At 60.8% G+C, this 24352-nt stretch carries 33 protein-coding genes; 2 read left to right on the top strand and 31 right to left on the bottom strand.

Annotated features, from left to right (window positions below; all coding sequences use genetic code 11):
• Nucleotides 1-43: 43 nt before the first annotated feature.
• From CSC94_RS24635 to CSC94_RS12760, 17 genes are all read right to left on the bottom strand, one after another.
• Entirely contained in the window at nt 44-331 is a 288-nt protein-coding gene (locus CSC94_RS24635; RefSeq protein WP_165784421.1) for a hypothetical protein, read from the bottom strand.
• Nucleotides 328-498, bottom strand: coding sequence for a hypothetical protein (locus tag CSC94_RS24630; RefSeq protein WP_165784420.1), 171 nt, complete (start codon nt 496-498; stop codon nt 328-330). Before CSC94_RS24630 ends, CSC94_RS24635 begins: the two co-directional genes overlap by 4 nt.
• Entirely contained in the window at nt 498-1304 is an 807-nt protein-coding gene (locus CSC94_RS12830) for a lysozyme family protein (RefSeq protein ID WP_099306751.1), read from the bottom strand. The genes CSC94_RS24630 and CSC94_RS12830 overlap by 1 nt, the downstream gene beginning before the upstream one ends.
• Nucleotides 1305-1334: 30 nt before the next feature.
• Nucleotides 1335-1958, bottom strand: a complete 624-nt coding sequence (locus tag CSC94_RS12825) for a hypothetical protein (RefSeq protein ID WP_099306750.1) — start codon at nt 1956-1958, stop codon at nt 1335-1337.
• 16 nt (nt 1959-1974) lie between these two features.
• On the bottom strand, nt 1975-4620 hold the full coding sequence (locus CSC94_RS24245) for a carbohydrate binding domain-containing protein (protein WP_133122892.1): 2646 nt from the start codon (nt 4618-4620) through the stop codon (nt 1975-1977).
• A gap of 20 nt (nt 4621-4640) precedes the next feature.
• Nucleotides 4641-5189 carry a hypothetical protein gene (locus CSC94_RS12815; RefSeq protein ID WP_099306748.1) on the bottom strand — a complete coding sequence of 183 codons (549 nt, stop codon included), beginning with the start codon at nt 5187-5189 and terminating at the stop codon, nt 4641-4643.
• Nucleotides 5186-5371 (bottom strand): hypothetical protein, encoded by a 186-nt coding sequence (locus tag CSC94_RS12810; RefSeq protein WP_099306747.1) that lies wholly within the window; start codon nt 5369-5371, stop codon nt 5186-5188. The genes CSC94_RS12815 and CSC94_RS12810 overlap by 4 nt, the downstream gene beginning before the upstream one ends.
• Before the next feature lie 14 nt (nt 5372-5385).
• Nucleotides 5386-6597 carry a hypothetical protein gene (locus CSC94_RS12805; protein ID WP_099306746.1) on the bottom strand — a complete coding sequence of 404 codons (1212 nt, stop codon included), beginning with the start codon at nt 6595-6597 and terminating at the stop codon, nt 5386-5388.
• Between the two features lie 14 nt (nt 6598-6611).
• Complete coding sequence (locus CSC94_RS12800; RefSeq protein ID WP_099306745.1) at nt 6612-7415, bottom strand: baseplate wedge 1 family protein; 804 nt, start codon at nt 7413-7415, stop codon at nt 6612-6614.
• Nucleotides 7412-8293 carry a hypothetical protein gene (locus tag CSC94_RS12795; protein ID WP_099306744.1) on the bottom strand — a complete coding sequence of 294 codons (882 nt, stop codon included), beginning with the start codon at nt 8291-8293 and terminating at the stop codon, nt 7412-7414. The genes CSC94_RS12800 and CSC94_RS12795 overlap by 4 nt, the downstream gene beginning before the upstream one ends.
• Nucleotides 8290-8646 (bottom strand): contractile injection system sheath initiator, encoded by a 357-nt coding sequence (locus tag CSC94_RS12790; protein WP_099306743.1) that lies wholly within the window; start codon nt 8644-8646, stop codon nt 8290-8292. The genes CSC94_RS12795 and CSC94_RS12790 overlap by 4 nt, the downstream gene beginning before the upstream one ends.
• Entirely contained in the window at nt 8643-9308 is a 666-nt protein-coding gene (locus tag CSC94_RS12785; RefSeq protein WP_099306742.1) for a Gp138 family membrane-puncturing spike protein, read from the bottom strand. Before CSC94_RS12785 ends, CSC94_RS12790 begins: the two co-directional genes overlap by 4 nt.
• Nucleotides 9305-10162, bottom strand: coding sequence for a phage protein (locus CSC94_RS12780; RefSeq protein ID WP_099306741.1), 858 nt, complete (start codon nt 10160-10162; stop codon nt 9305-9307). The genes CSC94_RS12785 and CSC94_RS12780 overlap by 4 nt, the downstream gene beginning before the upstream one ends.
• The gene (locus CSC94_RS12775) at nt 10159-10473 is read right to left on the bottom strand and encodes a phage baseplate plug family protein (RefSeq protein WP_099306740.1); all 315 of its coding nucleotides are present in this window, start codon (nt 10471-10473) and stop codon (nt 10159-10161) included. The genes CSC94_RS12780 and CSC94_RS12775 overlap by 4 nt, the downstream gene beginning before the upstream one ends.
• Complete coding sequence (locus tag CSC94_RS12770) at nt 10473-11021, bottom strand: phage baseplate protein (RefSeq protein WP_099306739.1); 549 nt, start codon at nt 11019-11021, stop codon at nt 10473-10475. The genes CSC94_RS12775 and CSC94_RS12770 overlap by 1 nt, the downstream gene beginning before the upstream one ends.
• On the bottom strand, nt 11021-12751 hold the full coding sequence (locus CSC94_RS12765) for a phage tail tape measure protein (protein WP_099306738.1): 1731 nt from the start codon (nt 12749-12751) through the stop codon (nt 11021-11023). The genes CSC94_RS12770 and CSC94_RS12765 overlap by 1 nt, the downstream gene beginning before the upstream one ends.
• Before the next feature lie 178 nt (nt 12752-12929).
• A complete protein-coding gene (locus CSC94_RS12760) occupies nt 12930-13370 on the bottom strand; it encodes a phage tail assembly chaperone (protein ID WP_099306737.1) in 441 nt (146 codons plus the stop codon).
• Nucleotides 13371-13381: 11 nt separating this feature from the next.
• On the opposite strand from CSC94_RS12760, the gene CSC94_RS12755 reads away from it, so the two are divergent.
• Entirely contained in the window at nt 13382-13765 is a 384-nt protein-coding gene (locus CSC94_RS12755) for a hypothetical protein (RefSeq protein WP_099306736.1), read from the top strand.
• Nucleotide 13766: 1 nt separating this feature from the next.
• On the opposite strand, the gene CSC94_RS12750 is transcribed toward CSC94_RS12755, so the two are convergent.
• The 10 genes from CSC94_RS12750 to CSC94_RS12705 are packed head-to-tail and all read right to left on the bottom strand — an operon-like array spanning nt 13767 to nt 20119.
• Entirely contained in the window at nt 13767-14204 is a 438-nt protein-coding gene (locus tag CSC94_RS12750; protein WP_099306735.1) for a phage structural protein, read from the bottom strand.
• A gap of 12 nt (nt 14205-14216) precedes the next feature.
• Nucleotides 14217-15365 carry a DUF3383 family protein gene (locus tag CSC94_RS12745; protein ID WP_099306734.1) on the bottom strand — a complete coding sequence of 383 codons (1149 nt, stop codon included), beginning with the start codon at nt 15363-15365 and terminating at the stop codon, nt 14217-14219.
• Between the two features lie 31 nt (nt 15366-15396).
• A complete protein-coding gene (locus CSC94_RS12740) occupies nt 15397-15900 on the bottom strand; it encodes a phage neck terminator protein (RefSeq protein ID WP_133122891.1) in 504 nt (167 codons plus the stop codon).
• Nucleotides 15897-16238 (bottom strand): hypothetical protein, encoded by a 342-nt coding sequence (locus CSC94_RS12735; RefSeq protein ID WP_099306732.1) that lies wholly within the window; start codon nt 16236-16238, stop codon nt 15897-15899. The genes CSC94_RS12740 and CSC94_RS12735 overlap by 4 nt, the downstream gene beginning before the upstream one ends.
• On the bottom strand, nt 16235-16687 hold the full coding sequence (locus tag CSC94_RS12730; protein ID WP_099306731.1) for a hypothetical protein: 453 nt from the start codon (nt 16685-16687) through the stop codon (nt 16235-16237). Before CSC94_RS12730 ends, CSC94_RS12735 begins: the two co-directional genes overlap by 4 nt.
• The gene (locus CSC94_RS12725) at nt 16687-17103 is read right to left on the bottom strand and encodes a DUF4054 domain-containing protein (protein WP_099306730.1); all 417 of its coding nucleotides are present in this window, start codon (nt 17101-17103) and stop codon (nt 16687-16689) included. The genes CSC94_RS12730 and CSC94_RS12725 overlap by 1 nt, the downstream gene beginning before the upstream one ends.
• Nucleotides 17103-17453: a hypothetical protein gene (locus tag CSC94_RS12720; protein WP_099306729.1), complete on the bottom strand. Its 351-nt coding sequence runs from the start codon at nt 17451-17453 to the stop codon at nt 17103-17105. The genes CSC94_RS12725 and CSC94_RS12720 overlap by 1 nt, the downstream gene beginning before the upstream one ends.
• Nucleotides 17454-17503: 50 nt before the next feature.
• Nucleotides 17504-18454, bottom strand: coding sequence for a DUF2184 domain-containing protein (locus tag CSC94_RS12715; RefSeq protein WP_205853304.1), 951 nt, complete (start codon nt 18452-18454; stop codon nt 17504-17506).
• A 13-nt stretch (nt 18455-18467) separates the two neighbouring features.
• Complete coding sequence (locus CSC94_RS12710) at nt 18468-18959, bottom strand: structural cement protein Gp24 (RefSeq protein WP_099306728.1); 492 nt, start codon at nt 18957-18959, stop codon at nt 18468-18470.
• A 2-nt stretch (nt 18960-18961) separates the two neighbouring features.
• Nucleotides 18962-20119 (bottom strand): DUF2213 domain-containing protein, encoded by a 1158-nt coding sequence (locus tag CSC94_RS12705; RefSeq protein WP_099306727.1) that lies wholly within the window; start codon nt 20117-20119, stop codon nt 18962-18964.
• Nucleotides 20120-20137: 18 nt separating this feature from the next.
• Here CSC94_RS12705 and CSC94_RS12700 point away from each other — a divergent pair, with 18 nt between their 5' ends.
• Nucleotides 20138-20509, top strand: a complete 372-nt coding sequence (locus CSC94_RS12700) for a hypothetical protein (RefSeq protein WP_133122890.1) — start codon at nt 20138-20140, stop codon at nt 20507-20509.
• Here the strand turns inward: CSC94_RS12700 and CSC94_RS12695 are convergent.
• From CSC94_RS12695 to CSC94_RS12680, 4 genes are read right to left on the bottom strand one after another with little or no spacing between them, the layout of a single operon-like run.
• Nucleotides 20506-21300 carry a phage head morphogenesis protein gene (locus CSC94_RS12695; protein WP_099306725.1) on the bottom strand — a complete coding sequence of 265 codons (795 nt, stop codon included), beginning with the start codon at nt 21298-21300 and terminating at the stop codon, nt 20506-20508. The two genes, CSC94_RS12700 and CSC94_RS12695, sit on opposite strands and share 4 nt — an antisense overlap.
• The gene (locus tag CSC94_RS12690; RefSeq protein WP_099306724.1) at nt 21221-22594 is read right to left on the bottom strand and encodes a DUF1073 domain-containing protein; all 1374 of its coding nucleotides are present in this window, start codon (nt 22592-22594) and stop codon (nt 21221-21223) included. Before CSC94_RS12690 ends, CSC94_RS12695 begins: the two co-directional genes overlap by 80 nt.
• A 9-nt stretch (nt 22595-22603) precedes the next feature.
• A complete protein-coding gene (locus CSC94_RS12685) occupies nt 22604-23905 on the bottom strand; it encodes a DNA-packaging protein (protein WP_099306901.1) in 1302 nt (433 codons plus the stop codon).
• Nucleotides 23817-24266, bottom strand: coding sequence for a terminase small subunit (locus tag CSC94_RS12680; protein ID WP_099306900.1), 450 nt, complete (start codon nt 24264-24266; stop codon nt 23817-23819). The genes CSC94_RS12685 and CSC94_RS12680 overlap by 89 nt, the downstream gene beginning before the upstream one ends.
• Nucleotides 24267-24352 lie beyond the last annotated feature (86 nt).

Genomic DNA, 24352 nt, shown 5'->3' with positions numbered 1-24352 from the left:
CAGCGATGTACCGACGATGCGCCGGGCCGTGTCGCGCTGCTGATCAGCGCTGGCACTGACCTGCTGCGAAGTCGAACACGCCGCCAGTGTCCAGGCACACGCGACGAGCAAGGCGATTTGCTTCGGCTGCATTGGCGAGATCCTTTGCTGCGTTGATGGTTGCTGCGTCGAGCTCGGCCGCCTTCTCACGTCCGCCGGCATCGTATTGGTCAGGCCCGTACCTGAAGACAGCCCAGGCCATGACAGCCGCGCCGCCGATGGCCAAAGCTGCAATTCCGACACCGGCCAGCTTGAGCGTGGAAACGCCTGGGATGAGATTGAGGACGCTCAAGACGGCATCCCCACGAACGCGGAGACGATCGCCAACGCGAACAGCAGAATGGTGACGACGCCGAGGACGAACGCCCACATGGCCCTATCTGCCGTCTGCGCGTTCCATCCCACGAGGCAGGCGCAGCAGCCCGCGAAAATCGCCAGAACGATGAACAGCGTCGGCACTACTTGCCCTCCACTGCATCGCCGATCTCGCGCACCGCGCCGGCAATCTGCGAGCGCAGGATCACGATGACGACCAGGAGAACGACTGCCGCGCCGGCAATGATCGCCACGGTCTTCCAGTCCATGCCAATCAGGCCGGCCACGCCAGTGCCAAGGCCGCCGCCCAGGCCGGTCAGCCAGCCCCACAGACCGGTCTTCTTCTTGACCTCCTTCTCGACTTCCGGCGGCACCACTTCGCGCGCCGGCGCCTGGCCGAGATGGCGCTTGCGAACCTCGGCAAGTGCAGCGGTGACCTCGGCAACGGTGACAGCCGCATGCTGCCCGCCGTAGGCGCCCTTCCCGTTCGGCAGCGGCAGGCTGGCCCATTCGTGCGCAAGGTTGCTGAGCAGCGTAGCCGTGCTCAGCCGGCCAGCCAGCCACTTGTCGATGCCGCGGACGCCGAGGAGATAGCAGGCCATGCGATCCTGCATCCGCCGATCGAATATGAGATCACCGCCCAGCCCCAGCGTCTTCCGGATCGCGCGCAGCGTCGTCCGGACGATCTGGTAGCGACCGGCGGCCGATGAGTTCAGCTTGTTGCCGGGATGCTTGAGCATCTTTGTCTGAAGCGCATCGACCTGCGAAAGCGTCATGCTGACCAGGTTGACGTTTCCGCCGGTGAAGGCTCCGTAGGCGAGTGTCTCGTTGTAGCCGTCGCCCTTGTCCGTCCCTTCGGACTTGCCGAGGAGATCGAGAAGTGGCCGGTAGACGAAGAACGGATCCGAGCGCGCAGCAGCCTTCGCCCGCGCGAAATCGCGGTCGGTCATGGGATTGTCCTTTTAGTTGCTTGTTTTTGATCAGCCGGCCAGCGACGGCAAGCCTTCCGGCCAGGCAAACGCGTTCTTGACGACGCGGATCTCCTCAATCGTCTTGGCCGCGTCGAGATCCTTTTTCAGATACGTAAGCGCATCATTCATGGCGATGCCGGCAGCCTCGAAAGCATCGCGTTTCGCGATCACCTGGTCGACCTTTTCCGAAACGGTCATCCCGTCGATCTCGGCCTCGCTGGCGAGGAGGCTAACCTCGGCCTTGTCGTCGGCCTTGTATGCCATCGCCTGGCGGTATTTCTCGTCGTAGATCATCGACTTGTAAAATCCAGGCGTGATCAGGTGGAGCGCGATCGCCTCGGCCTCGGCGTTCTTGGCCGTGATCACCTGATTGCGGAACTCAGCGAGCTGATCGGCGATCCCGACGACGAGGAAGCCGTCGTCGGTGCACTTCTGCCAGCCGGTCACGCTGATCGAGAACCGCTCGGCCTGATTGCCGGCGACCGGGTTGAACAGGATTTCGTAAGACGTCTCGTCCTCGAAAAAGATCGCCTGCCCAGGGGCGAGCGTGTGCTCTTTCCCGTTGCAGAAAATCTGGATTTCCTCGGCGTTGTCGAATTGGACAGTCCGATCGTTGATCGTGGTCATCTGCATGGCTTCACGCCCTTTCTCAGTATTGGATTCGACCCTGCGAATTCGAGTTGGCACCGATGATGTTTTCGAGGCCATTCTCGACGTTGCCCACGAACGAATTGGCGTCGGACGATCCAGACTCTGAGATCGAATAGGTAGATCCTTCCGAGTCCATCGTGTTGGCATGCGCCGTGCAAAGGCTGGCGTTCGTAAGCTGTAGATCGACGTTGCTGTTCGCCTTGAACCGGCAACCGACGACGTTGTGCCGATAGCCGCCAAGGATCAGGCCGAAGGTGCTCAAGATGAACTTGCAGCTTGCAAACCCGATATCGAGGCAAGCCGAGTCCATCTGGGCCGCCGGGGCCGCCGGCGTTCCGCCAGCCGTCGAGAACTCGCAGGCCGAAAAATCCCAATTTTCGGCACCAGCGAGGACCAGCGGGCCATTCGCCGCCGTCGTGAACGAGCACGCCGCGGCATTGCCCCAGCCCTGGCCGGACACGGACAGGCCGTAAGCCTGTCCGTTCGTGATGCACTTGGTCATGCGGACGCCTTCATCGAAGGCGCCTGCGCCGCCCTGGATCAGGAACCCGTAGCCATCGCCAAGCTGGGCCTCGCAGTCATCGAGGTTGCTGTCCGCGCTTTCGACCAACTGGAAGGCATCGTGGACAAGGATTTGGTAGATGTTCTGGAGCCCGGAGTTGACGCAATAGCGCATGTAAACGCCACGAACGAAGGCGCCGCTGATCCGCAAGTCCTTGAGGTTGAGGCCCGAGATGCGCTTGGCGTTGTCGGTCCCGTCCAGATGGATCGCCGTGACATTCGTCTTGCCGTTGACGTCGAAGCCCAGCTTGCGCAGCCCGATATCATTGACCGTCGCGCCGGCAGTGTATTGGAGCACCTTGTCATTATTGGCGACCGGCCGGAGGATCGTCTGATATTCGCCGGCGCCTTCCAGGTGGACTCCGGGCTTCATGTTGACGTTGCCCATGGTGAGCGTGCCTGGCGGCAAGATCAGAGCGGTATTGGAGACAGAATTGATAACCGCCTGCACCTTGCCCGAAACATCCGCGGCGCCCGAGATATCGATAGTCGGATCAAGGGCGAGTAGTTTCGGCGGCCCTTTGACGACGTTCTGGCCGTAGCCTTTTACCGCTTGGTGGAGTTGGTAAGCCGTCCAAGCCCGAAAATTCGTGAGGTCCGTTCCAGCCTCAGCAAGTGCCGTTGATCCATCCGGTGTGTTTCCGGTATGGCGAATTTTACTCCCAAGTACATAAGCATCCTTATTGAAATAAAATCCTGTTGTTACATCTGTATAGATGTGAGCATAGGCCGAATTTGCTGGGCCAAACTGAATATATCCATAGTCAGTGTAGAGCGTATTATACTGGGCCGTCCGACTACTATTTGCGTGCGGCGTCCAGCCGGAGCCGTTGCTCTTTACAAAAACACCATCGACGAGTTCCTCAATCGTGACCGCATCGACGCGCATGTCGTCAGTGCCGGTCGAATAATTGAGCGCCACGATCGGCGAGATATACCTGACATCGGTGTGCATCTGGCCGGGATTTGCAGGATCGGGGGATGCCGCAGACGTTCCAGTCGTGGCATGGCCTTTGATGTATCCGACAAATTCAACCCAACCCGTTGCCATCCCGGCTTGGGAAACGTTGAGGGCCGAGCAATAGTGCGCGCTCGATCCTGTATTTAACCCATTGGTCGCGACCTTGGTCGTCCCATCTGCCTTGTATCCGGTAAGGCCAGCATAAACCCCGCCAACGCCACCAGCTGCCCCGTACCGCAGGACGCGGAACGTGATCCGATAAAGCTTTGATGGATCAAAAAGAACGCGCTCCTTGGCAATAAGCCAAGTGTATGCGGTCGTCTGGAAAATGCTCCCGCCAGACAGGGAAAGCGTTGACGCATAGCAATTCGGCGCGGCGCCGATATAAACCTCCCAGCGATCCGCATCGTCCATCGGATCGAAAAATGTTGCGCTTTTCTGAAGGCTTCCAACCGTCCTCTTGCTGTTGATGAGTAGCCCCTGCGGCAATTCCGTCTTGTCGCGAAGAAAGGCAGCATCGGTGATCGGCCATGCGTCGATATTGGTGAAATAGAAATCCGCATCCCCGTCGCCAATCTTGTAAATATACAGCTGAAAACGGATCACATCGGCTGGAATTTCAAAGTCGAGCGTTTCCGTGTTCCAAGTCGTCGTTGGCGCGGAGAGATACTTGATGGCCGATGAAGTCACCCCGCTTTTTGACGTAAAATAGGCATATAGGCGAACGGTCGGAGCGGTCCCTGTCGATCCTTTCGCGTAGGTGATAGTCGCTCGATATTTTTCGCCAGGGAGAACAGGTACGCCTCCGTAGGTCGCAGTATAGGGGACATCGTGCGAGAACATCGCGACAACTGTCCCGGCTGCGTCGGTCATCTTTCCAACAAAGCGAGACGGTGCATTCGCTGGAACCCCGGCGCTATTGTAAGAGAGAACCGAAATATTCGGGATGTTGGTCCACGGCTTCCAGCCGGTAAGGTTGCCCGTTTCGAAGTTCGGGTTAGGGATAAGACCATTGCGCCGGCCGATCGGCATCCGGTTCGGCGAGACATAGCCTGTCAGCGCCTCTTTCATATCCTGCCCGACCCGAGTGGCGAACTCGGTCAGCTTTGCTTGCAAAGTCATGATGGAAATCCCCTAGAGGCTTACGCGAGCGCCGTCGTGTAGTCGGTCAGGAAAGAGTGATTAGGGTCGCCGATATCGGCCGCATGAGCCGCCACGGCCGCCGTCACGAAAGCCGTGCTTGCGATCCGGGTTGAATTGTTGCCGGCCGTCTGTGTCGGCACGGTCGGGTTGCCAGAGAACGCCGGGGAAGCCAGCGGGGCCTTGGACGCCAGGGCGTTGGTCATCGTCGTGGCGAAATTAGGATCGTCACCAAGCGCCGCGGCCAGTTCATTGAGCGTGTCCAGCGTTGCCGGCGATGCGGCGACGAGCGACGCGATCGCCGCGTCAATCAATGACGTAATCTTGCTCGCCGAATAGGTTTTCGTCGTCGAAGTGTTCGGCGCCGTGTCCAGAATCTCGGACGCAACGGCAGCCGCGCGGACTTCGTTCAAGGCCGCGACCAGATTGTTCTTGGCGGTCGTCGTCAGCGCCGAAAGATCGGAGGCGTTGCCGTTGATCAGCGTGCGGAGGGCCTTATCCTCCTGGCCGACGCGGACAAAGGCGGCGGAAAGAACGGTTTGCAAGCTCATGTCAGGGCTTCCTCATAGACGGCGACGAGATCAGTGGCTTCGGCGTCGATGGCAGCGATGACGAACGCGACGATGGCCGCGAACTGCAATTTCATCGCCATGCCTTCGCGGGAAACCGGCAATAGGTCGGCGTCATCTGCCTCCACGGCGGGAGGCAGATCGCCAATGCGAACGCTTGTCATTTGCTATCCTCGCGTCAGGTGATCCGCTGAAGCAGGTAGGTGGGCCAGTCGGTCGTCCCGCCAGATGCGCCGTTCATGTATTGGAACTTCCCATGAACCCGCCATGTGCCGGGTATGCCGGCGCCAAATGTCGAGCCAGCTATCGTGTCGCCGACCGCGTAGCTCGTGACCGTTGGATACGGCGTCCACGTCCGGTACGAGCCGATATCATTGAGCCCCGGCGGGTTGAGCCGGAGCGCAGCACGCAGGGTGGCCACGGAAATCCGAACCGACTTGTTCGCGGAGAGATCATCGAGCGCAATCTGATCGCCGTCATCGACCGCTCCCGATAGGGCATCCAGCGTATTGATGCGCATGGTGAGCGTGCGGTCTTCGGTCAGGTCGCCGCCGCCCGTTAGCCCCTTCCCCGCGACGATCTTGCGCGAAGACGCGGCCCACGAACCTGTGACCGACGCCGTCGTCTCGTATCGCGTCATGTCGGAGAAATCCGGGTCACCCTTCAGATGCGCCGGCAGGCGAGCCCAGTTGAGCGTCGAGACGCCATCAACCTTGGAAACGATATCGAGAAGCGAGAAGAACGCCTTGTTCGCGAGATCGGTAATCGTAGGGACGTTGCTCGAGTTGGTGACGACGCGGGCGATAAGCATGTCGTCGTAGGTGCTGTCGAACGCGATGTCGTCTTCGTCGAGCGAAGAGGGGTTGTAGGCGCCGCCCGCCACGGTGTCGGCCAGAATGTACTCTGGCGTCCCGCCGTTGTAGCGCCAGCGCAGATGGTAGACCTTCGAGGCGGCGGTCGCAAAATCCTGAAGCGTGGTGACAACCGGGAAGATGCCGCGGTGCAAGAACGTGATGCCGGCCGGGATGCGAACAACCCCGGTGGTCGGGCTCGTCACGCCGACCCGGCCATTCGCGGTTTGCGTGTCCGGGAAGATCGGAAGGCGTGATCTGGCTTGCGTGAACAAGATGAATCCGGAAGTGTCGCCTTCGCCGGTCGCCGCGGCAATGAGTGCCTGAATGGCGCGAAGCAAGACCGTCTTGTCGCCATCGCTGTTCGAGGTTACGCCGGCCTCATTTGCAGTGGCCTCGACCTGCCCCTGCATGAGGTTGAAGAGGTAATTGAACAGGCGATAGTCAGCCGGCCCGCACGCCATCCCGAGATTGCGTTCCGTGCTGGTTGGCGCACGACGTTCTCCGCCGTCCGCGAAGGAAGGATTGAAATCAGCCATCTAGGTTTGCTCCTTCAAGCGCAGTCGTATGGGCGCACGTCTTCCATGCACATCCACGGGGAATCGCGCTGGACGCCTTCGACCAGGAAGGAAGTCCAATTGCTGTCGGTGATCTGGTTGCCGTACTCGTCGCCAAGCGTCGTGCCATCCGGCCAGACATCATCGCAAAAGCCGCCCCAGCCATCGCCGAACCCGAACACGCGGGTCATCGGATCGAAGTGAAAGCGAACCACGGTGCCAACGGCGATCGGCAGCACCCGCGGGTAAAGCTGGAGGACGTTCCGCTCGGCCACGGTCAAATCGCGACCAGGCGCCACGACAACGGTTCGGAAGTCGGTGAACAGAACCCGCGCCGTGTCACCCCAGAATATTTGCACCGCGGATTCCAGAGCGTCGATGTCCACGCGGCGATCCACCTGGTAGGCGCGAACCTTCAAGAATTTTCGGTAAAGCTCATCGTCGTTTATGCAAAGTTCTGAATAGCCGGACGGCGCGCAGTCGATCCAGTCCGAGTTCTCTTCGCAGAACCCTGCGATCTGGTAGGGCGACGTGACGCCGTAGCACTCGAACCCGAACACCGGCTGCGTCTTGCAGACGCAGTGGCAGCGCGGCCAGCCCATCCGCTTCCCGATGATGGTCAACTGGTCGCCAACGGCTGTGTTGAGATGGAATGCATCCGGGATGACCTCGATGCGCTGGGCGATTGCCTCCAGGTGGCGCAGGTAGGTCCGGATCATGTGCAGCAGCTTCGGGCTTTCCCGGTACTGCGTCAGCACGCGGTTCACTTCGCGCTCGACCATTTCGAAGTCAGCGATCATAGGACGGTGATCTCGACTTGGGAGATTTCGGAGATCTCGATGAACGCGATGGCGCTCGATGCCGTCTCCGGATTGTTGTCCCGCGACGACAAGACAGAAACGACTTCCACGTTGCTGAACCGGCCCTCCACGAGCGCGCGGATGTTGTAAGCGTTCACGTCCTTGCCATTGGCGTTGTTCTCCGCCCAATCGGCGAGGAAGGCGGCGCCAATGTCAGCGGTTGCCGGAGGGGGACACCCGTTGATGTCCTTGCGCACCCGAACCGAGATCGAAAGATCGACCGGGACTACGATCGGGCGGACGATGGCGATGCTGCGGCACAAGCCATCTCGCGTCGTGCTGATATAGGTTGTGCCGAACATGATGGTGCCAGGGGCGATGAATTGGCGGAACTCGTAGGCGATGGCTTCATCGTCCCCGCCGATCACGACGATGGCGACCGATCCCGGGTCAAGCCCGTTGTCATCGCGCAGATTGGTCTCGTTCGTGTAAACGGCCGCATAGGTGACGCCATCGACCGATCGAACCGCCGCCAGGATGTCGGCGAGATCGACACGGGCTACGCCCTCATTGGTGATCGCCTTACGCATCGCCGGGTCGCCGCGGCCGTTGCGGGCGATCTGCCGAATGCGCGCCAGGGCATCGAGGCGCAATCCTTCAGCCTGATCCGGGTCATAGGAGTGGTATACATCCTCGGCCAGTTCTTCGACCTGCGCGGCCAGGTTGGCGAACAGCCCGTTGATCTGCCCGAGCGGGCTCTGCGCGGTCTGGATCACGTCAGGGCCGAACTCGGTAATCATCGCGGCTTCGGTCTCTGCCAGGATCACCGACAACGGTTTGCGCGCCCATCCGGTCGGCTTCACGCCATAATCGCTCACAGCGTCACCTCGCCTTCAGTGGTCAGCACGTCGATGTCCTTGATCAGAACGCCGCGCGTGGTCTTGTTGAAGGAAATCGAGAAGGCGGAAAGGCCGGTCACGCCGGCAGTGTCCAGGATTTCGGCCTTGACGATGGCTTCGGCCAACTCCGGGTCATAGGCCTGGCCCAGGATATCCGACAGCCACGGCAGCCCCGCCGTCGTGTCGAGAAACCACTCGCCCTCAAACGTGTTGATGCGCTGGCGACCGTGCTGGCCAACTGCGTCGGCACCCGTGACCATCGCTAAATTGCCATCGGCGGCCAGGTGCAGATCATTGGTCGATGGATCGATCGATGGAGCGAAGAAGGTCATAACTGCATGGCCCGCAGTTTCGCGGCGATCTCAGCGTACTGCTCCTTGAACTCAAGCTGGTGCCCGCTGCCGGCCGATGAACCGTACTTGATGACCAGCGTGTCATTCGACAGCAACTCGACCACATCAGCGAGGAGCTTGTAGATGTTGCCCTGGTTCCCCTCGATGGCGACCTTGCCATCCTTGCTGCCCCGAATGCCGTAGGATCCCGGCTCGTTGAAGCGCCAATGGCTGTTAGCGTCGTCAAAGTTCTGGATTGGGTCCTTCAGGCTTTCGCCGCCGGCCAGGTGAGCCTCCATGTCGGAGAGATCATGGGATCGCGCCCAATTCCCGGCTTCGTCGTCGCCTCCGGTGTGATATTCCTCGGTGCTGCGAAACATCGGGATCAGCTTGACTTTCTCGCCCTTCTGAATTGGCCATGTCATGGCGCCGTGGCCCGCGCGAGCAAAGCGCACAGGCACCTCCAACAGGTCAGGCATATCCACCTTCTTGCCGTCGTGGATCGGCTTGTAGAGCGGGCGAACCGTTGCGGTCTGCTTGGCTGGGTCGAAGTCGACAACCTCGCCGTTGAGCGGCCCCCAGGTGTTTTCCCGCTCGACACGCGGATAGGTTCGCAGGATGTCGCCGCTGCGGTTGGTCGTCTTGCCAAGATAGCCGGTCATTTCTTGCCTTCGTCTACCTTGCCGCCAGAGTAAGCCTCGCCGTGACCGGCAACCTTGAAATCGCCGTCTCGGTTGTCACCGGAATAGGTGACGGATGAGACGCGGTAGATGCCGCCCTCCCCGTTCATCTCCAGCGTCTGGCTTTCGATCTGCACTTTTCGGTTCGGCCGTATTTCCGGGTTGAGAAGCGCCTCGAACTTTACGCCGTTGTCGGTGATGGTCGGCACGCCGATCAGGCCGGTTTTCGGTGACAGGAAAACGATTTGATCGAGCGCGTCGTCGCTTGGAATGACTTCGGTCGCCCCGTTCTGGATGGACCAATAGATGTTGTGCGACCGGCCAATCATGTTCATGTCGCGCAGACAGGCACCGCATAGTGCAAGCGGTCGCTTCAGCTTTGGCAGATCATCAACGCCCTTCCATTCGCCACGCTGCACGCCGTATTTCTCAAGCTGCTTCTGCACTTCCTCGATCACATCCTTGACCGGTGTGTCTTTCGGGAAGCTCTTGGAAATTGTGGCCTTGCGCAGCGCCTTATCGCCATCACCGCAGGAGATCTTCGTGATGATGTCCGGTCCTTCGCGGCGGTGCTCCACGTCGCGAATATCACCGTCGAAGATAATGCCGATATTGTTGGCCTTCTCGTAGCCGGCCTCGAGCGTAATGTGATCGAACTCCTTGCCAACCACGTTGCGGTGGCCCTCGGTCAGGTTCCACAATTCAATCGTCGCATCGTTCGTGGCCGACGAGACATCCTTGGAGATCGAGAACCCGATCTTGAGTTGGTCCCCGCCCTGCTGGTTGATAACCAGGCCGCCGAAGTCGGCAATGACCTTGCGAAGATATTGCGTCATGCCGCGTTCAGGGCTGCCACATCAGCGTCGTCGGCGTGATAGAGGATCGCGGTTCCATTGATCAGGTCACTGTACCGGGGCGCCGCCTCACCGGAAACAAAGATGATGCCGAGCCCGAGATCGAACGCGCCGAGGAGATCGACGCCAGGAACAATCTTTCGCCCTTCTAGAACTGGTGTTGACGATACGGCCAGGTCCATCGTCCATCGATCGGTCGAGACATTGTAACGAAGCCGGATCGAAACCCGCTTGCCGTTGATAAGCGTGTCAAACCGCTGGTCGGCGGCATCGATGATGGTGAATTGGCGCATCATAACAGCCCCGCGAATGCCGCGTTGATGCCAACGATCGTGGTTCGATTATCGCCGCGCGCGACCATCGCCGTTGCGCGTCGTGCCGCCTCCAGGCCAGCAGATCGGGCAAAGGCAGGCGCCGCGGCCCTCGTGCTCATTACCCCTCCGGGCGCCCCCATGCCGCTCGCGCCTGCGCCGGCCACGTAGGTCGTGCCAACGAGGATTGCCTCCTGCAATACCACCTTGCCTCGAAAGACCGATGAGAACGATGAATTTCGCTCCGGCGACAGCGCCTTGATCAGCATGTTCCGGTAGACATACAGGCCCGTGATCAACACGAACGGCTCACGGCTTTCCTGCAATGCCTTCAGCGCGCCATAGGTTGCGACGGCTGCGTCCGATGTCACGTCAAGGGTGACGCGGTTCGGGTTGCGATAGGCGTGATCGGTGATGGACGATCCATCCTCGATCGGGATCTTCGTGATCTCGATTGTGCTGTCGTGCGCCTCGGTCTCAATGACTGAAACCGGGATTGGGCCGATGGCGCGGGAAAACAGGATCGGCATCAGAACGCGGGCTCAGCTGCGACACGCGACTGCGACGGCGCGGAGTTGGTGCTTGAAGGCCCGGACGATCGCGCGGAGTTCGCCGCGGAGCGCACCTGGGACGCGATGTTTGCCCCAGCCTGGGAGATCGCCGCGGCGGCGGCAGTCCCGATTGCATTGCCAATGGCGTTGGCCTGCCCCTGCATTGCCGCCGTCGCCGCATCCCCCGCCTGGCGGCCACCATCTGCAAGGCTGCGCGCCGCAGCATCCGCGCCATGCGACAGCGCCGCGTCGATAGCATCTGCAATCCCGTTTGGATCAGACCGCAGTGCCCTCATTGATGCCGCTTCGGCCTCGCGCGCGGACGAACCTATCCAAGTATGCGGTGCGGGTCGTGGCGTCGGGGTATGAACCCGAGACGGGCGACGGCCGAGGATTTCGTAGGCTTTCTGAGCATTGGTTCGCGCTTCGGTCCCAATGCTGTCGCCCGTTGCGACAAAGCCGTTCTCCCTGGCTAATCGCATTTTTTCCTCACGCGAATGCATCGCCTCCCACAGAAGGGCAGCCATGAAGCCTCGGCACGGCTTCTTGTGCCCTTCCCAAATGGCGGTATCGCGCCGCATGTTGTCATTCAGCGTCGTCAGGCCAGTGTTTGCAGTCGGAAGGGTTAGGCCGCCGAGCAGCTTCGTCGTCTCGCTCAAAAGGTTCTTTGTGGTCTTGAGCTGAGAGTTGAACATTTTCATTCTTTCGGCAGAAAGCGCCGAAATCGCTCCATCGAAGGCCTTCGTGTTCTTGATGAGATCAAGGTTTCGTCTCAGTTCACCGACGCCGCCAACCAGGCGGGCAACTTCATCATCGAACCCCTCGCCCATCAGGGCGCCGAGCGCGGATATCCTTTCCTGCCCGGACATCTTTTCTAGCTTGCCGAGGAATTCCATGATGCCGCCAAGGGCGTCTTGCCCGAGAAGTTTCTTAAACTCCTTCGGGTCGCCGACGATCTTCTCCAGCGCAGAATAAGACTTGTCGGAAAGGTTCTCTGGCGCTGCCAGCTTTCCAAACAGCGTATCCATCGCCCTGGCGGCAACTTCTGCCGGCATCTTGAGGTTTACGAGCGATGCACCGAGCGCCGCGGTCTCTTCCGGTGCTAGCCCAAAGTTTTTCGCTGACGCCCCGACGCGATCCAGGAAGTTGACGATATCTTTTTCGTCGGAAATGCCGCTGTCTGCCAGGTAATTGATGAGGTCTGCAAACTTCTCCATCTTGTCGAGCGGGATGCCCATGCCCTTCTCAAACCCGGCAAAAGAGTTGCCAACCTTATCCGGCATCATGTCCCAGGCGTCACTGACCTTTACCGAAAGGATCGCGAACTCGCGCAGCTTATCAAATGATATGCCGGCGGCCGCACCGCGCTCGTAGGCAGCCGCGATGTCTTCATGCGTGGCAGGCAGGATGCGCCCGAGTTCAAGAATTTCGTTCTTGATCTTGGCCATTTCCTCGGTTGTGGCGCCGCTCTTCTTCTTGATGCCGAAAAGGGTCTCCTCAAAGTCGGCGGCCGATTTCGTTGCGACGACCACCGCAGTTGCCCCCGCCGCCACGGCCGCAGCCGCGCCGCGGGTTAATGCCTGGGTCCGGCGGGTGCTCTTTTCGGCAGACCCAGCAGCGTCATCCATGCCGCGCTTGAACTTCTTGAGGTTTTCCTCGCCCTTGATCTGAAAGCCGAGGATGCCGACGAGTTCTTCAGCGATTGTCATTTTCTGCGCCTCGCCTCTTCCATGGCTTTGTCGTGCTGCGCAGCCCTCAGATCGAGGACTTCATGCATGTCGAAAAGCTGGTTGATGGTCAGTTTCTCGCAATCGAACCATGAGCAGAGCGGTGGCTGCGCCATGGCCGGGCGGTAAAGGAAAAAATCGACGTTCGGCGCTATGCGCTCTATTTCGCGCTGGCTAAGACCTGAACGACCTTGCGGAGGCCGATAGCCAGAGCGCTTACGGGAAAAAAATCGCCGAACTGCTCCTTCAGGACCCATTCGGCAAGGGGGATCACGTCAGGGAGACGGCCGGTGAATTCCTCGTCAATGTTGACCTGCGCGTAGCCGGAGGGACGCTGCACTTCTGCGGCCGACACGATCCGTTCCAGGAGATCAATTAGCGTCATGGTTGGCGTGTTGCGGAGCATGTCGCCAATAGCTGCCAGGCTGAGCACTTCAGCGATCGGACCGGCATCCTCGCCCGTGAGGTCTGCAACATGTGGAACGAACCTGTTAGCCCCATCGGACAACATGCGCATGAGATCCACATACAAGGCGAAGGCCCGCTTTGCTGGCAGCGGTTGGGTGCGGTAGGTTTCTGCGCCGATTGTCTTTTCAGCCATGGAGGTTCCTGTTGACGCGATTTTTCGCTTTTCTCATCGCCATAGCGACCGCAACGCCTGCCGCGGCAGCCGATTTCGAGATGGCGGTTCCGTCCGGGATTGATGTCGAAATGAAGGGGCTTTCGGTTGACCGCGATTACATGGTCGCGACCATCGCCGTGTCATCGCCAATCGTTGACCTGCTGTCCGCGAAGTTCGACTGCAAGGCGAAAAAAAAGGAAGGCTTCACCTGGTCATTGAGCGGGAACGTGGGGAACATCGCGAAGGGAAGTTCTCGTGATGCCCGACTCGTCAGCCTTTCGCCGATGGACGAATATTCAACTGGCTCGCCGGTTGTCGCACTGCGCTGCTATGCGAAAGAGATCAAATACGGGTATATCGATCTCTTCCCATAGATCACGCCTCGTACTCGACCTCGCTCCAGGCCCAGCGACCAGCGAACAGCTTCCACTCCCGCTCCGACGCATTGGCCGAGCCGGAATTGACGGACGGCACGGACTGGATCACGCACTCGGCCGCCGAGCCGCCCTCCCCGCTTTCCGTGTCGCGGATCGAAACCGGGAACTTGCGAGTCCGGCCGGCCGTCATTGCCCGCTCCAGCGACCTCAGATAGGCGTGAGCCGGGCTGGTGTGCTGGAGTTTGAGCGTGATGACCGCGCTTTCATCCGCACTGGTCGAGAAAATCGTCGAGCCATCAGCGCCGACAACCGGTGTGCCGCGGTCGGAACTGCGCTCGACCATCACAACATCGTCGCCATCCCACAGGCCGCGCACGTCGCGACCGTCGAGCGAGACCTGGACGGACTTGGCAGAATAGGTGGTAATGTCAGCCATCTGTCAGGCTCCTTAGCTCGTGATGGTGTAATCGGCCTGCGCGTAGTGCACGGCGCCGGCATAGCGGAAGGAAACGCGGATCGGCGGCGACACGCGGGCGTTGCGCTGCGAGGCCGGGACCGACGTGGCGCGCGGCACGATCATCGTGTACTCGGGCGAATACTCGCCTGTGACATCATCGAAGTCCGCGGCAATGGCGCCGGCAGCAATTGCCCGGTTCATGACGACCTCGACACCAGACGCCAACAGCGCCATGCCGCGGTCATCGAAGGACACGCGCTTGTTGTTCTTGAGGATGTTGAACAACTCTTCCTCGGTGCGGGCCTTCAGCCAGTCGCCGAAATGCACCTCATCGATGAAGGTGTTCTGCTCCAGGACCGAACCGAACTGGACGTGGTTCTGGCCGCCGATGTCCACATAGACGGACGCGAGGTTGCCCTGCGCCTTGTCCTGACCAAGCTGCGGGACGAAGCCGGTAACCGCCTGAAGCGCGGCGCTGGTGATGTTGGAGCGCGTGATGCCAGCCAGCGTTTTGAAGGCCGGGGTGTATGCGCTCTCGTCGTCATCGAGGACGAAGGTGCCGATCACGGCCGCCAGCGCCACGGACGGGTATTCAGCCACGGTCTCGTGATAGAAGATCGCCGTGCGCTCGTAGCCAGTTTGCTTGAGCGTGTAGGCGATATTCGTCTCGTCGTCCGGGTACTTCATGTTGGCGTCGTTGCTGTCGATGATCGCGATGCAGGTCCGCGCCTCCGCCCATGCGGCAATCGCCGGGACCAGCGTGGCGTCATCGCGAAGATCGGCTTCGACGGTCAGGAAATACCAGTTCGGATCGGCATCGCGCACGGCGTTGAGTTCCGAGGTCATGCCGGCGGCATCGGTCGCCGTCGAGGTATCGTAGTAGCCAACCTTGAAGGCAACTGGGCGCGGGTTCTGTGAGAACGCGATCTGCGCGGCCTTGTAAGCCTCATCGGTCGTCGCCCAGTCAGCCGCGACCTCTTCGATGGAGGCGTAGAGCTTCGTCCGGTTCGACGCATCGACCTTGCCGGCCTTCGCCGTTGACTGGAGGAAAAGGGCCACGCCAAAGCCCCGGCGCGCCACAAAATTATCAGCGCGAGTGACGGTCACGTCCACTACGCGCGAATAAGGGATCACCGCCATGGGTGGCTCCTTTCTAGGGTTTCAATTGCAGTCAGTTTGCCTGGGAGATTTCAGGCGTTTGTTCGTCGATCACGTCGATGACGAATTCGTCGCGGATCAGGCCGTGCACGAAGATGGAGCAGACCGCGCGCTGCTCCCATTCGTTCTCGATCCACTCCGGCACGTCCTGGACGCGGCCGATCTCGGCAATGACGACCGGGCGCAGCGTCTCGGTCTTCTGGCCAAGGATGTGAGCGGATCGGACCGGGCGCAGCAAATCTGTCGGCTGGTCGCCGTAGGCACTCACTATGAACCGCCATTCGGTCGGCAGGACCGGCGATGCACCGATCTCGTTTTCGCCCTCGTCATTCGGCGTTCCCGTACCCCGGTAGTCGATTGCCGTCTCGTGATTGCGCAACGGCGCCACGTCCGTCAGGTCCACCATCAGGTACGGCAGGTCTGGCCGTGCTCCAGACTGATGCGCTCGAATGACCATCACACCAGTGATGCCGGCAAGCCATCGCACAAGGGCGGAATGGACGGCATCGTTGGTCACTTCACGCCTCCGAGCGCCCCGCGGTAAAAGCCGCCTTCTGTCGAGCGGTCCCAGACGTGCATGACCCGCCACGTTCTGCCGGCGAAAGTCACCCGGTCTTCGACGGAAATGGCGGCGCGCGTCCACATCATCCGATCAACCTCGGCCCTGATGCCTTCCGGCATATCCTCCAGATTTTTTCCGTTCTGCCCGATCGGGAAGACGGCCGCGAAGATCGTCAGCGGATCGCTGTCAGCGCCGGCGACCCACTTGCCATCGGCGTCGTAAGACCCGGCGGCCTTTGTCTTGAGCGTGACCGTGACACTTTCGTCATCGATCGCCTGGGCAACATCGATCATTCTTCGACCTTCCAGGTGACCGCGCCACGCATCTCGCCGCTATCGATCAGCGGATTGCTCGAGCCCTTGCGTGCGACCGTTACCGGGCTGTTCGGCGGCGAGCTCAGCGTTGTGATTTCCGACTGGATGTCGCCCTGCGCCAGGATGCCGAGTTTCGGCATCACAGCGCCAAGAGTGGTCTTGGATCTCATCAGCTTCGATGCGCTGGCCAGCATTGCCTGAACGTACTTCTTGCGGTTGTCGCGCATCGCGTTCGACAGAAACGGGCGCGCCGGTATCGGGCCGCCCCATCCGCCCCCGCGCGTACCGTAGTGGTTCCAGATCGCCCGGGCCACAACGTCCCCGCCGGCCTTGCCTGCCGGGAACCCGACCTTGACATGCTTCGGCCCACGAATGTGCGACGGAACCTTGATGAAGGTCTTGCGGACAACGGACAGCGTTGCCGGCATCAGACGGCAATCATCGCCGGGAATGACCGGGCGCGCAGCTTCAGAAACTCGCGTCCGTAAGGCGATGTTTCGTATGCCTCCTTCGACATAGCGGCATTGGACTGCGAGCCAAACCGCTCGGAGGCGTTCTGGAATTCCGTCATTACGTCGCCAACCTGGCGCCGCTTCATCGGAGCAGAATTCGGGTTCCAGGTTCCGCCAGCAGCGATCGTTGCAGAACGCTGCGGCTCACCCTCCGCTGCCAGCCAGTGCGCCACAAGAGCGATCTGCGCGCGCGCCCTGTCGCCCTCAATCCAAGTCGCATCGACATCGACGAACGCATCGGCAAGCATGGCTGTCACCAGCGCGTCAGCGACCGAACCGAATTCAGGATATCGAGCCTTGAGGGCTGCCGCATCCGGCGCGCTGTAGGCCATCAGCCCTTGCCCTCGATTGCCGCATCGAGTTCAGCCTTGAGGGCGAACGTCGATCGGCGCTTATCCACCTTGAAGCCCAATTCTTCCAGATCGGCGATGATCTGGTCACGGTCGTCATTGTCTTCCGGCTCATCTGCTTCCGGCTCCGGCGCAGGGAAGTCATCTTCGACGGACGCAGCCGCGGGGGCGTCGGCATCCTCAACCGAGATCACGCCAGCGCGCAGCCATGCCGGATAGACGCCGGCATCCTTGATCTTGCCCCAGCTTTCAACGCGAGCGGTCGCGCCTGGCCGGATTTCCACGCCGCCAATCGACAGCGGGCTTTCGTAGTGATTGGTGATATTCGCCATTGCGAAGCCTCCAGAGTGCGGGACGGGCGCAAACCCGCCCCGCTTTTCGATCAGATGCCGTCGCGGTACAGCACTTCCTTGGGGAGACGGATATCCAGGCCGCCCAGGCGGAAGACGCCGGGAACGGTGAACTGGAGGCCATCGACCTGCACCGGAAGGAACTGGTGCGGCATCGGAATGTGCAGCTTCAGGACCGAGGGATCGCGGCGGTAGGCCACCATGCGCTTGGCATTCGCCGCGCCGGCCGTTTCCAGGCCACGATGACCTCGGATGGTCAGCGGGCGCCCCGAGTTGGCCGTGAACACGTTGGCACGCTGGAGGAACTCCAGAATGGTCGTGTCGGAGTTGTCCGAGCGCGCCGTAGACGCGATCGCGTTGAACGACGTATAGGGCAGAAGAAGGGTATCCGCCAGGCCGCTCGTCTTGGTCGCAGTGTGGATGCCCGTGATCATGTCGTTCACGTCACGAAGGATCTGAGCCGGGGTCTTGGTAGACCATCCGGTGGCAGACCCGGTGCCATCAGCGGCGACCGAGGCGGCGGTAACAGCTGCTGAGTTGAACAGCCCCTTCCATCCCTTCTCGGTATCGCCCGTGAACGCGATGTCATAGACCATCTGCTCATAGGCGCGGCGGGCGGCAGATGCCTTTTCGGCCTCAAGCGCCATGCCGAGCATGCGCGCCTGGTTGACCTCTTCGAAACCGTAGTCATAGCCGATGCCGGCCGTGTAGACGGCGGTCTCGTGCTGCTGCATGGACGTTCCGACGACCGGCACATCCTTACCATTGCCATTGATCCACTTGGCCGCACCGACCTTATCCATCGAATAGTAGGTGACGCTCGTCACCCACGGGTTCGCGGACGTATCGACCGGGATCAGCGACGCATAGTCGAGATCGGGATACTTGATCTCGTAGACGCCGGCCTCGATGTGAGCGGTCTGCTTGACGACAAAGCCGAGATTGGCCTGCATCGCATCATTGAACTGAGTGTGCATGTTCATTGGAGGTTACCCCTTACGATGCGCCGGCCACAGCGGGCACGTCGAGATTGACACGGATTTTCGCCAGGCCGCCGTTGGCGGCCGAGCTTTCCCAGCGGCAACCCGCCAGCTTCAGCGAGCCGTCAGTGCCGACATCGGCGTTCGAGAAGGTGCCATCGGCAACCTTGACCCAGACCGGATCTCCAGCGGCAACGCCGCCAGCATCCGTTACGGTCACCCAGATGACGCCAGAACGCATCAGCAGGGCAGATGCGCCTTCGCCGAAGGTGTCAGCGGCAGCCGGGTTCACGGACTGGTCGCGGCAGGTGATGCCGATCACAGCGTCGGTCGAGGCCGCAACCTCGTCGCAGCCATCGTCGGTAGAGCCCTGGATGACAGGGATACCGAAGCCGACGCCGCCCGAAGTCTCGACGGTGCGAGAGATCAGGACGCTCGGCTCCTCGTTGGCGATCATGCCATTGAAGGCCGCCGCCATCTTGTCAGAATACGTGGTCTGAACGGCCATGGTTATTCACCTTTCCATGCGGTTTTGAGGTCGTTGATGCGCTTTTCGAGCGCAGCATCACGAGCCGCAATGGCGTCGGCAGGGGCTTCAAAGCCATTGCCCTTGAGCGCATCGCGAACAGTGTCCTTGCTGCCCTCTTCGGCGAGGATGTCAAACATGGCATCCACATAGGCGTCGGCCTTGTCCTTGATGGCACCTTCGCCCTTGACGGCAGCCACGGCGACGCGGCGGATTTCCGCGTCGGTCAGGCCATCGGTCTTGACGTCCTTGGCGACCTTGCGGGCCGTGTCGATGAGGGCGGCACGATCCGCCACCCGCTTGTCGATGGCTTCATCGTCGAGAACCTTGCCCTTCAGGGCGTCGATCTCGGCGTCCTTCTTGGCCAGTTCGCCATCCTTGGAAGCGATCTCGCGATCCTTGGCCGCGATGGCATCGGCCTTCGCAGTTTCGGCGTCGGCAAGAGCCTTGGTCAGTTTCTCAATAGCGGCGGCCCCCTCGTCGGTCGTTTTGACCTTGAGACCGTCCACCATCACAGTGCGCAGATTGTCCGACATGTCGGCTCCTTTCTGATCTGCATGGCAGAATGGGGTCGCGCCCCAGTTCGTGCGGTCTCTCCCGCCGTCACCCGCACCGTCACCGATGCGGAAATCCGGGCCTGCGCGGCCCCGATCGACCACTGCGACGTGATCGACAAAGATGTTCTTCTGAATTGCCTGGAATGGTGTTCCGTCCGGCGCTACGCCATCGACCCACTCAAGTTCGGCACGGTATCCGACCGAAAGCTCGCGCTTGCCGGCCTGAACCTTGTCGATGAGCCCCTTGTCCATCAGCGCCAGGGAAATCCGAACCGCCTCGCCATCGCGGGCGACCTCCTCGCCAATCTGGCCACGCGCATAGTCGCTCCAGTTTTCGGCGTTCACGATCTCGTCAGGATGGTTGTCGGTGATCGGCTTGCCCGCGAACGAGGCCAGACTGTCCTTGGCAAACACGCTGCGTTCCGGGCGATAGACATTAACGCGCTCGAGCTCGGGCTTGCCAAGTTCCCATCCGGCATAGGTCTGAATGCCGGTGCGCGCGGTCCGCGCATGGCCAACCAGGTAGCCATCCTTGGTGATCCGCGTGCCGGCGACTTCTGCGGCATCGACAAATTTCTGGGTCATTTCACTGGCCTCCGGCGGATGATGACCGCCTTCGCGTCCTGGACCAGGCTGGACGCGACGAATTGCACTTCCTTGCGCCACGTCTTAGGCTTGATAACCGCGCGCACGATTGCCGCGCGCCGTTCGGCACAATTTGAGCAGGCCACGATGACCCCCGATCAGTTCAGCGAACTCAAGACCTTGATCCTAGATCTGACGATCAAGGTCGAAGAGATGAAGGAGCATCTCCAGCGCCAGGACGAAGCGATCTCGCTGCTCCACGACATGACGTTCGAGCACACCGCCCCGCCGGAAAAGAAGGCCATCGCCGATGCTCTGGAGCGCGGTGAAAACCCGTTCTGGAGCGACACCGACATGCCCGTCGATGTCAAGAAACTGCTCGGGCTCTAGAACTCCACAACAGCCCGCGCGATGCACCTGCACACGATTGGCTTGCCCGGCGGCATCCCGCCCTCGGCGCCTGTCGGCTTTCCGTACTTGTACTGCCTGCCATCCAGGCTGCGATGCAGTGTCCGAACTCGCTCGTCGTGGCTGGTGGTCCAGATGTAGCTCGTGATGCCAGCCTGCACATGTCGACGCTGATTGAAGTCCGCGTTCATCTTGGCCATCTGGTCGCGGGCGATCAGCTTTGCCCTTCGATCCAAAACGCCGAACTCCCTCTTCAAGCGCCCCTGCAACTCCTTCGCGGTCTGCCCGCTCGTCCAGCTCTCATAGACCGCTTGCTCGACCCGCTTTTTCGCGTCGTCTGAAAGTGAGCGGATCAGCGATGCGTTCCGGCCGTTTATGGACCGAACAAGATCAGCCAAATCCTCCTGATGAATCAGGGCAGTCAGGTCGATGCCAAGAACCCGGCGCGCGTGGCGCACGAAAGTTTCGGTGTGCCTCTTCGCCTCCAGCCCGATGATCTTGTAGACCATCTTCTCGGCATGAAAAGCCAACTTGGCGGCCATCGCTGCGAGGCTGTTGAACCAGAACTCATCTGCATCGCGGAAAGCGCGATCACGGGCGTATCGCTCAACAATCGGTGCCGTCTCCGCGCGGATGCCGACAAGCATTTTGCGAAGCTCGGCCTGGTAGGCGCGCCGCGCGCCGTTGCTTTCCTCAATCCCTGGCAGGATCACTCTGCCCTGTCTCTGTTTCGATTTCGGCGTCAGGTCTGCCAGCGAGTAATCCATCATCATCCTCGCTCAAGCCCTCAGCTTCCGCAGCGAATTCATCGAGCGCTGCCTCAAGGCCGGGATACAGGCCTGCGTCCACCGATGCAGCCGTGTGCATCGCTTCAAGAATTTCTCCTGGATAGATCCCGGTGTCGGCCAGCTTGGATATCGAGTTGGCGAGCCGCTCGCGGATTTCCGCACGGTCTTTCTCCGACATCTGCCAGAGAGAAGCCCAGGTATAGTGGATCTCTGGCGGCCGTGCGCCAAGCGCCGAGCGGACCAGGCACTCATCGAGCATGGTCATCGCCGGCCCGATCTCGTTCTCCTGCTTGTCCTTCACGTTATCGTAGTAGTTACGCAGATCGCTCTCACCAGTAGATGAGAGGCCGGACGGCGTTTGTCCGAGGAACCTCGTGACCGGAATATCGGCAGCGCCAGAGACGATCTGGAGCATGGTCTGCATGACCTCCGGCAGGTTTGTGAAGGATGCCGACTTGCTCTGGTATTCTTCTTCCTTATCCAGGATCAGCGTGCCGTTGATCCCCTTGGCCATCGCTGCAAACGAGAAACGGTCGCGAAGGCGCTGCTCACCATCCATGGTCTGAAGATGCCTCATCAGGTCGGGCACCCGCACGACATCGACCTTGGCCTCGAAGATTAGGCTCGCGATATTCTTGTGCGTGCTATCCGCAGCGGTGGCCGCCTCGTAGATGCGATTGACGATGCTGTCGCCCCAACTATGGACTCGCGACAGGGCGCCGATGCGCGCCCGGTGCGCCCCGCGGAAAATGACCAAGCGCGAGGGATGGATTTCCGGCTGCATGCCTTTCAGGTTGAGTCGATAGAAACGCGGCCTCCCGAAATACTCGCTTTCTATATCGTCCTCGATATCCCCCTCGGACAGGTCGAAACGCGTCAACGCCTGGACGTACTTGAGACCACCAAGCCGGACGCGGTTCAAGTTGAGCGGCTCAGCTCCATCCGTTCCATCACCGATCAGGAGAGCGGCACCGCCCCAAATGCGCGCAAGGGTCAACGCTTCCTTGGTTTTCTGGCGAAGCGCCAGGCGCTTTTCTTCGGCCTCCAGCTTTTCGACTTCATCTTCTGACGCCTGCCAGGAGCGCCATTCGCGTGTTGCGTCCTGTGCCGGAATATCGATGGCCTTGCTGACCAGCCACGAGGTCTCGTAGGCCGCCAGTAATTCGGCATCGGACATCAGGTTTTGCGCATAAGCGACCGTCGAGAGCTTGTCGCGGCTGGTGCCCAGACCGGATGTGAAGCTGCGCAAGCCGTCCATCATGCGTGCCAATGAGGTCATCGCTGGTCCTTAGTAGACAGCATTGAGCGAGTAAGAGGATCCCTCGACGACCAGGTCGGTTAGAGCCCAGACCATCGCATCGAGCCTGTCCGGTGATCCCTCGCCGATGAAACCTTCCGGTCCCATCATGCAGCACTGATCCTCGAGCGCATCGAACGCGCCAACGTGAGAAACGCGCCCCTGCTCGTAGAGCGCTGCGACCGGCTCGGCGCGAACTACCTTCCCGCGGCTGGCCGTCACCTCCTTGTAGGAGACAATTCGATCGACCGTCTTGATGACGTGCTCAACCATGGCACCGCCGAAGTTCCGCTCCGCAATGATCCGGTCTGCATCGAACTCGTGATAGGCCGCGACAGCCCGCCTGCCCCAGCCATCCGGGCTCAGTTTGCAGGACCTGTCCGCGAGAACGTATCCGCGCCCATCAATGCCCTTGCCGGCGACCACAATGCCGATGCTGTCGCCATCATCCGATGCGCCAGCGGTTCCGGACGGATCGATCGCGACCACGATGCGCTGCATGTCCGGCGTTCTGGCAACGCGGTGGTCGTCGAACATCGCCCGCGTCCAGAGAGCGCCGGGCAAATCATCGAGGACCTCGGCGTGAAGTTCCTGCCGGCCTAGCCGCGTCCCCTCGTACCTCTTCCTGAGCTTGTCCAGGAACTGCGCCGGAAGGTTCGCGGCGTTATCGTAGGTCGATCCTCGCGTGATAACCGTCTTTGGATCGGCAGCGATCTCGCGGATGACCGGAATCGGCCTTGGTGTTGTCGTCACGAATACGCGCGGGTCAGTCCCTGCGCGCATCGTGAACTGAAGCATGTCCCATGTTTCGCGGGCGTAGCGGTACTTGGCGAGCTCGTCGACCCAGGCTGTGTCGAACTCGGGCCCGCGTAGCTGATCCGGCTCGGTTCCATTGTAACCCAGTGCCTGGGCGCCATTCGGCCATTGCAGGCGAACCGGCTTGTAGCGGACTTTCGGCGCTTCATCTGGTGGATGAATTGCCAGGATGCGCGCGACCATGACCTCCTCGAGGTCTTTCTGCGTCTCGGCCACCAGCGCGATCGACCGCGCACCTGAGCTCACCCTGTCGCGTACCCATTGCGCTCCGGCTTCTGTCTTGCCGAAGCCGCGACCTGCCAACGCCAACCACGTGTGCCAATCACCCTCCGGAGCAAGCTGGTTCTTTCGCGCCCAGAACCGCCAATCGTACTCGAGAGCTTCAGCTTCATCCGTCGTCAGATCCGCCAGAACTGCCGCCCTGTCGGCTTCCGGCAGAGAGCTTAGCAATTCGGCCAGCGATGCGTTTGCGTGCATCCGACACCTCGATTGGCCCGCCATCGGGTCCGGACACCTCTACCTTGTCCTTGAACATGCCGAGGTGCTTGCCGAGCGCCGCCCATGCGGAAACGCGAGCCGCGTGCGACGTGCCCTCGCCTTCTCGCCGCGCCTCAAGGGCAAGCCCGGCGATGACATTGTCGACGGTGATCTGCGCGCGTTCGGCTGCCTTCGCCTGTCGTTCCTGGACGGCGGCAGCGATATCAGGTTTCTTAAGGTTCTCGTGACCGACAGCGGCAGCCGTCTTCGCGCTGTAGCCGGCCCTGATGGCCGCCTGTGTCGCGTTGAGATCAACCAGATACTCGTCGACAAAGCGGCGCTGCTTTGCGGTGAGCGCCATTGGCTTGACCCAGGATGTTGGAAGGAAACTTCAGGCGCAATTCGCCTTACGCGGACGGTGAAGCTCCGCAACGTGCCGGGACGAAT

The organism is Zhengella mangrovi (assembly GCF_002727065.1).
Classification (GTDB): domain Bacteria; phylum Pseudomonadota; class Alphaproteobacteria; order Rhizobiales; family Rhizobiaceae; genus Zhengella; species Zhengella mangrovi.
This window is presented reverse-complemented; position numbering and strand designations above follow the sequence as displayed.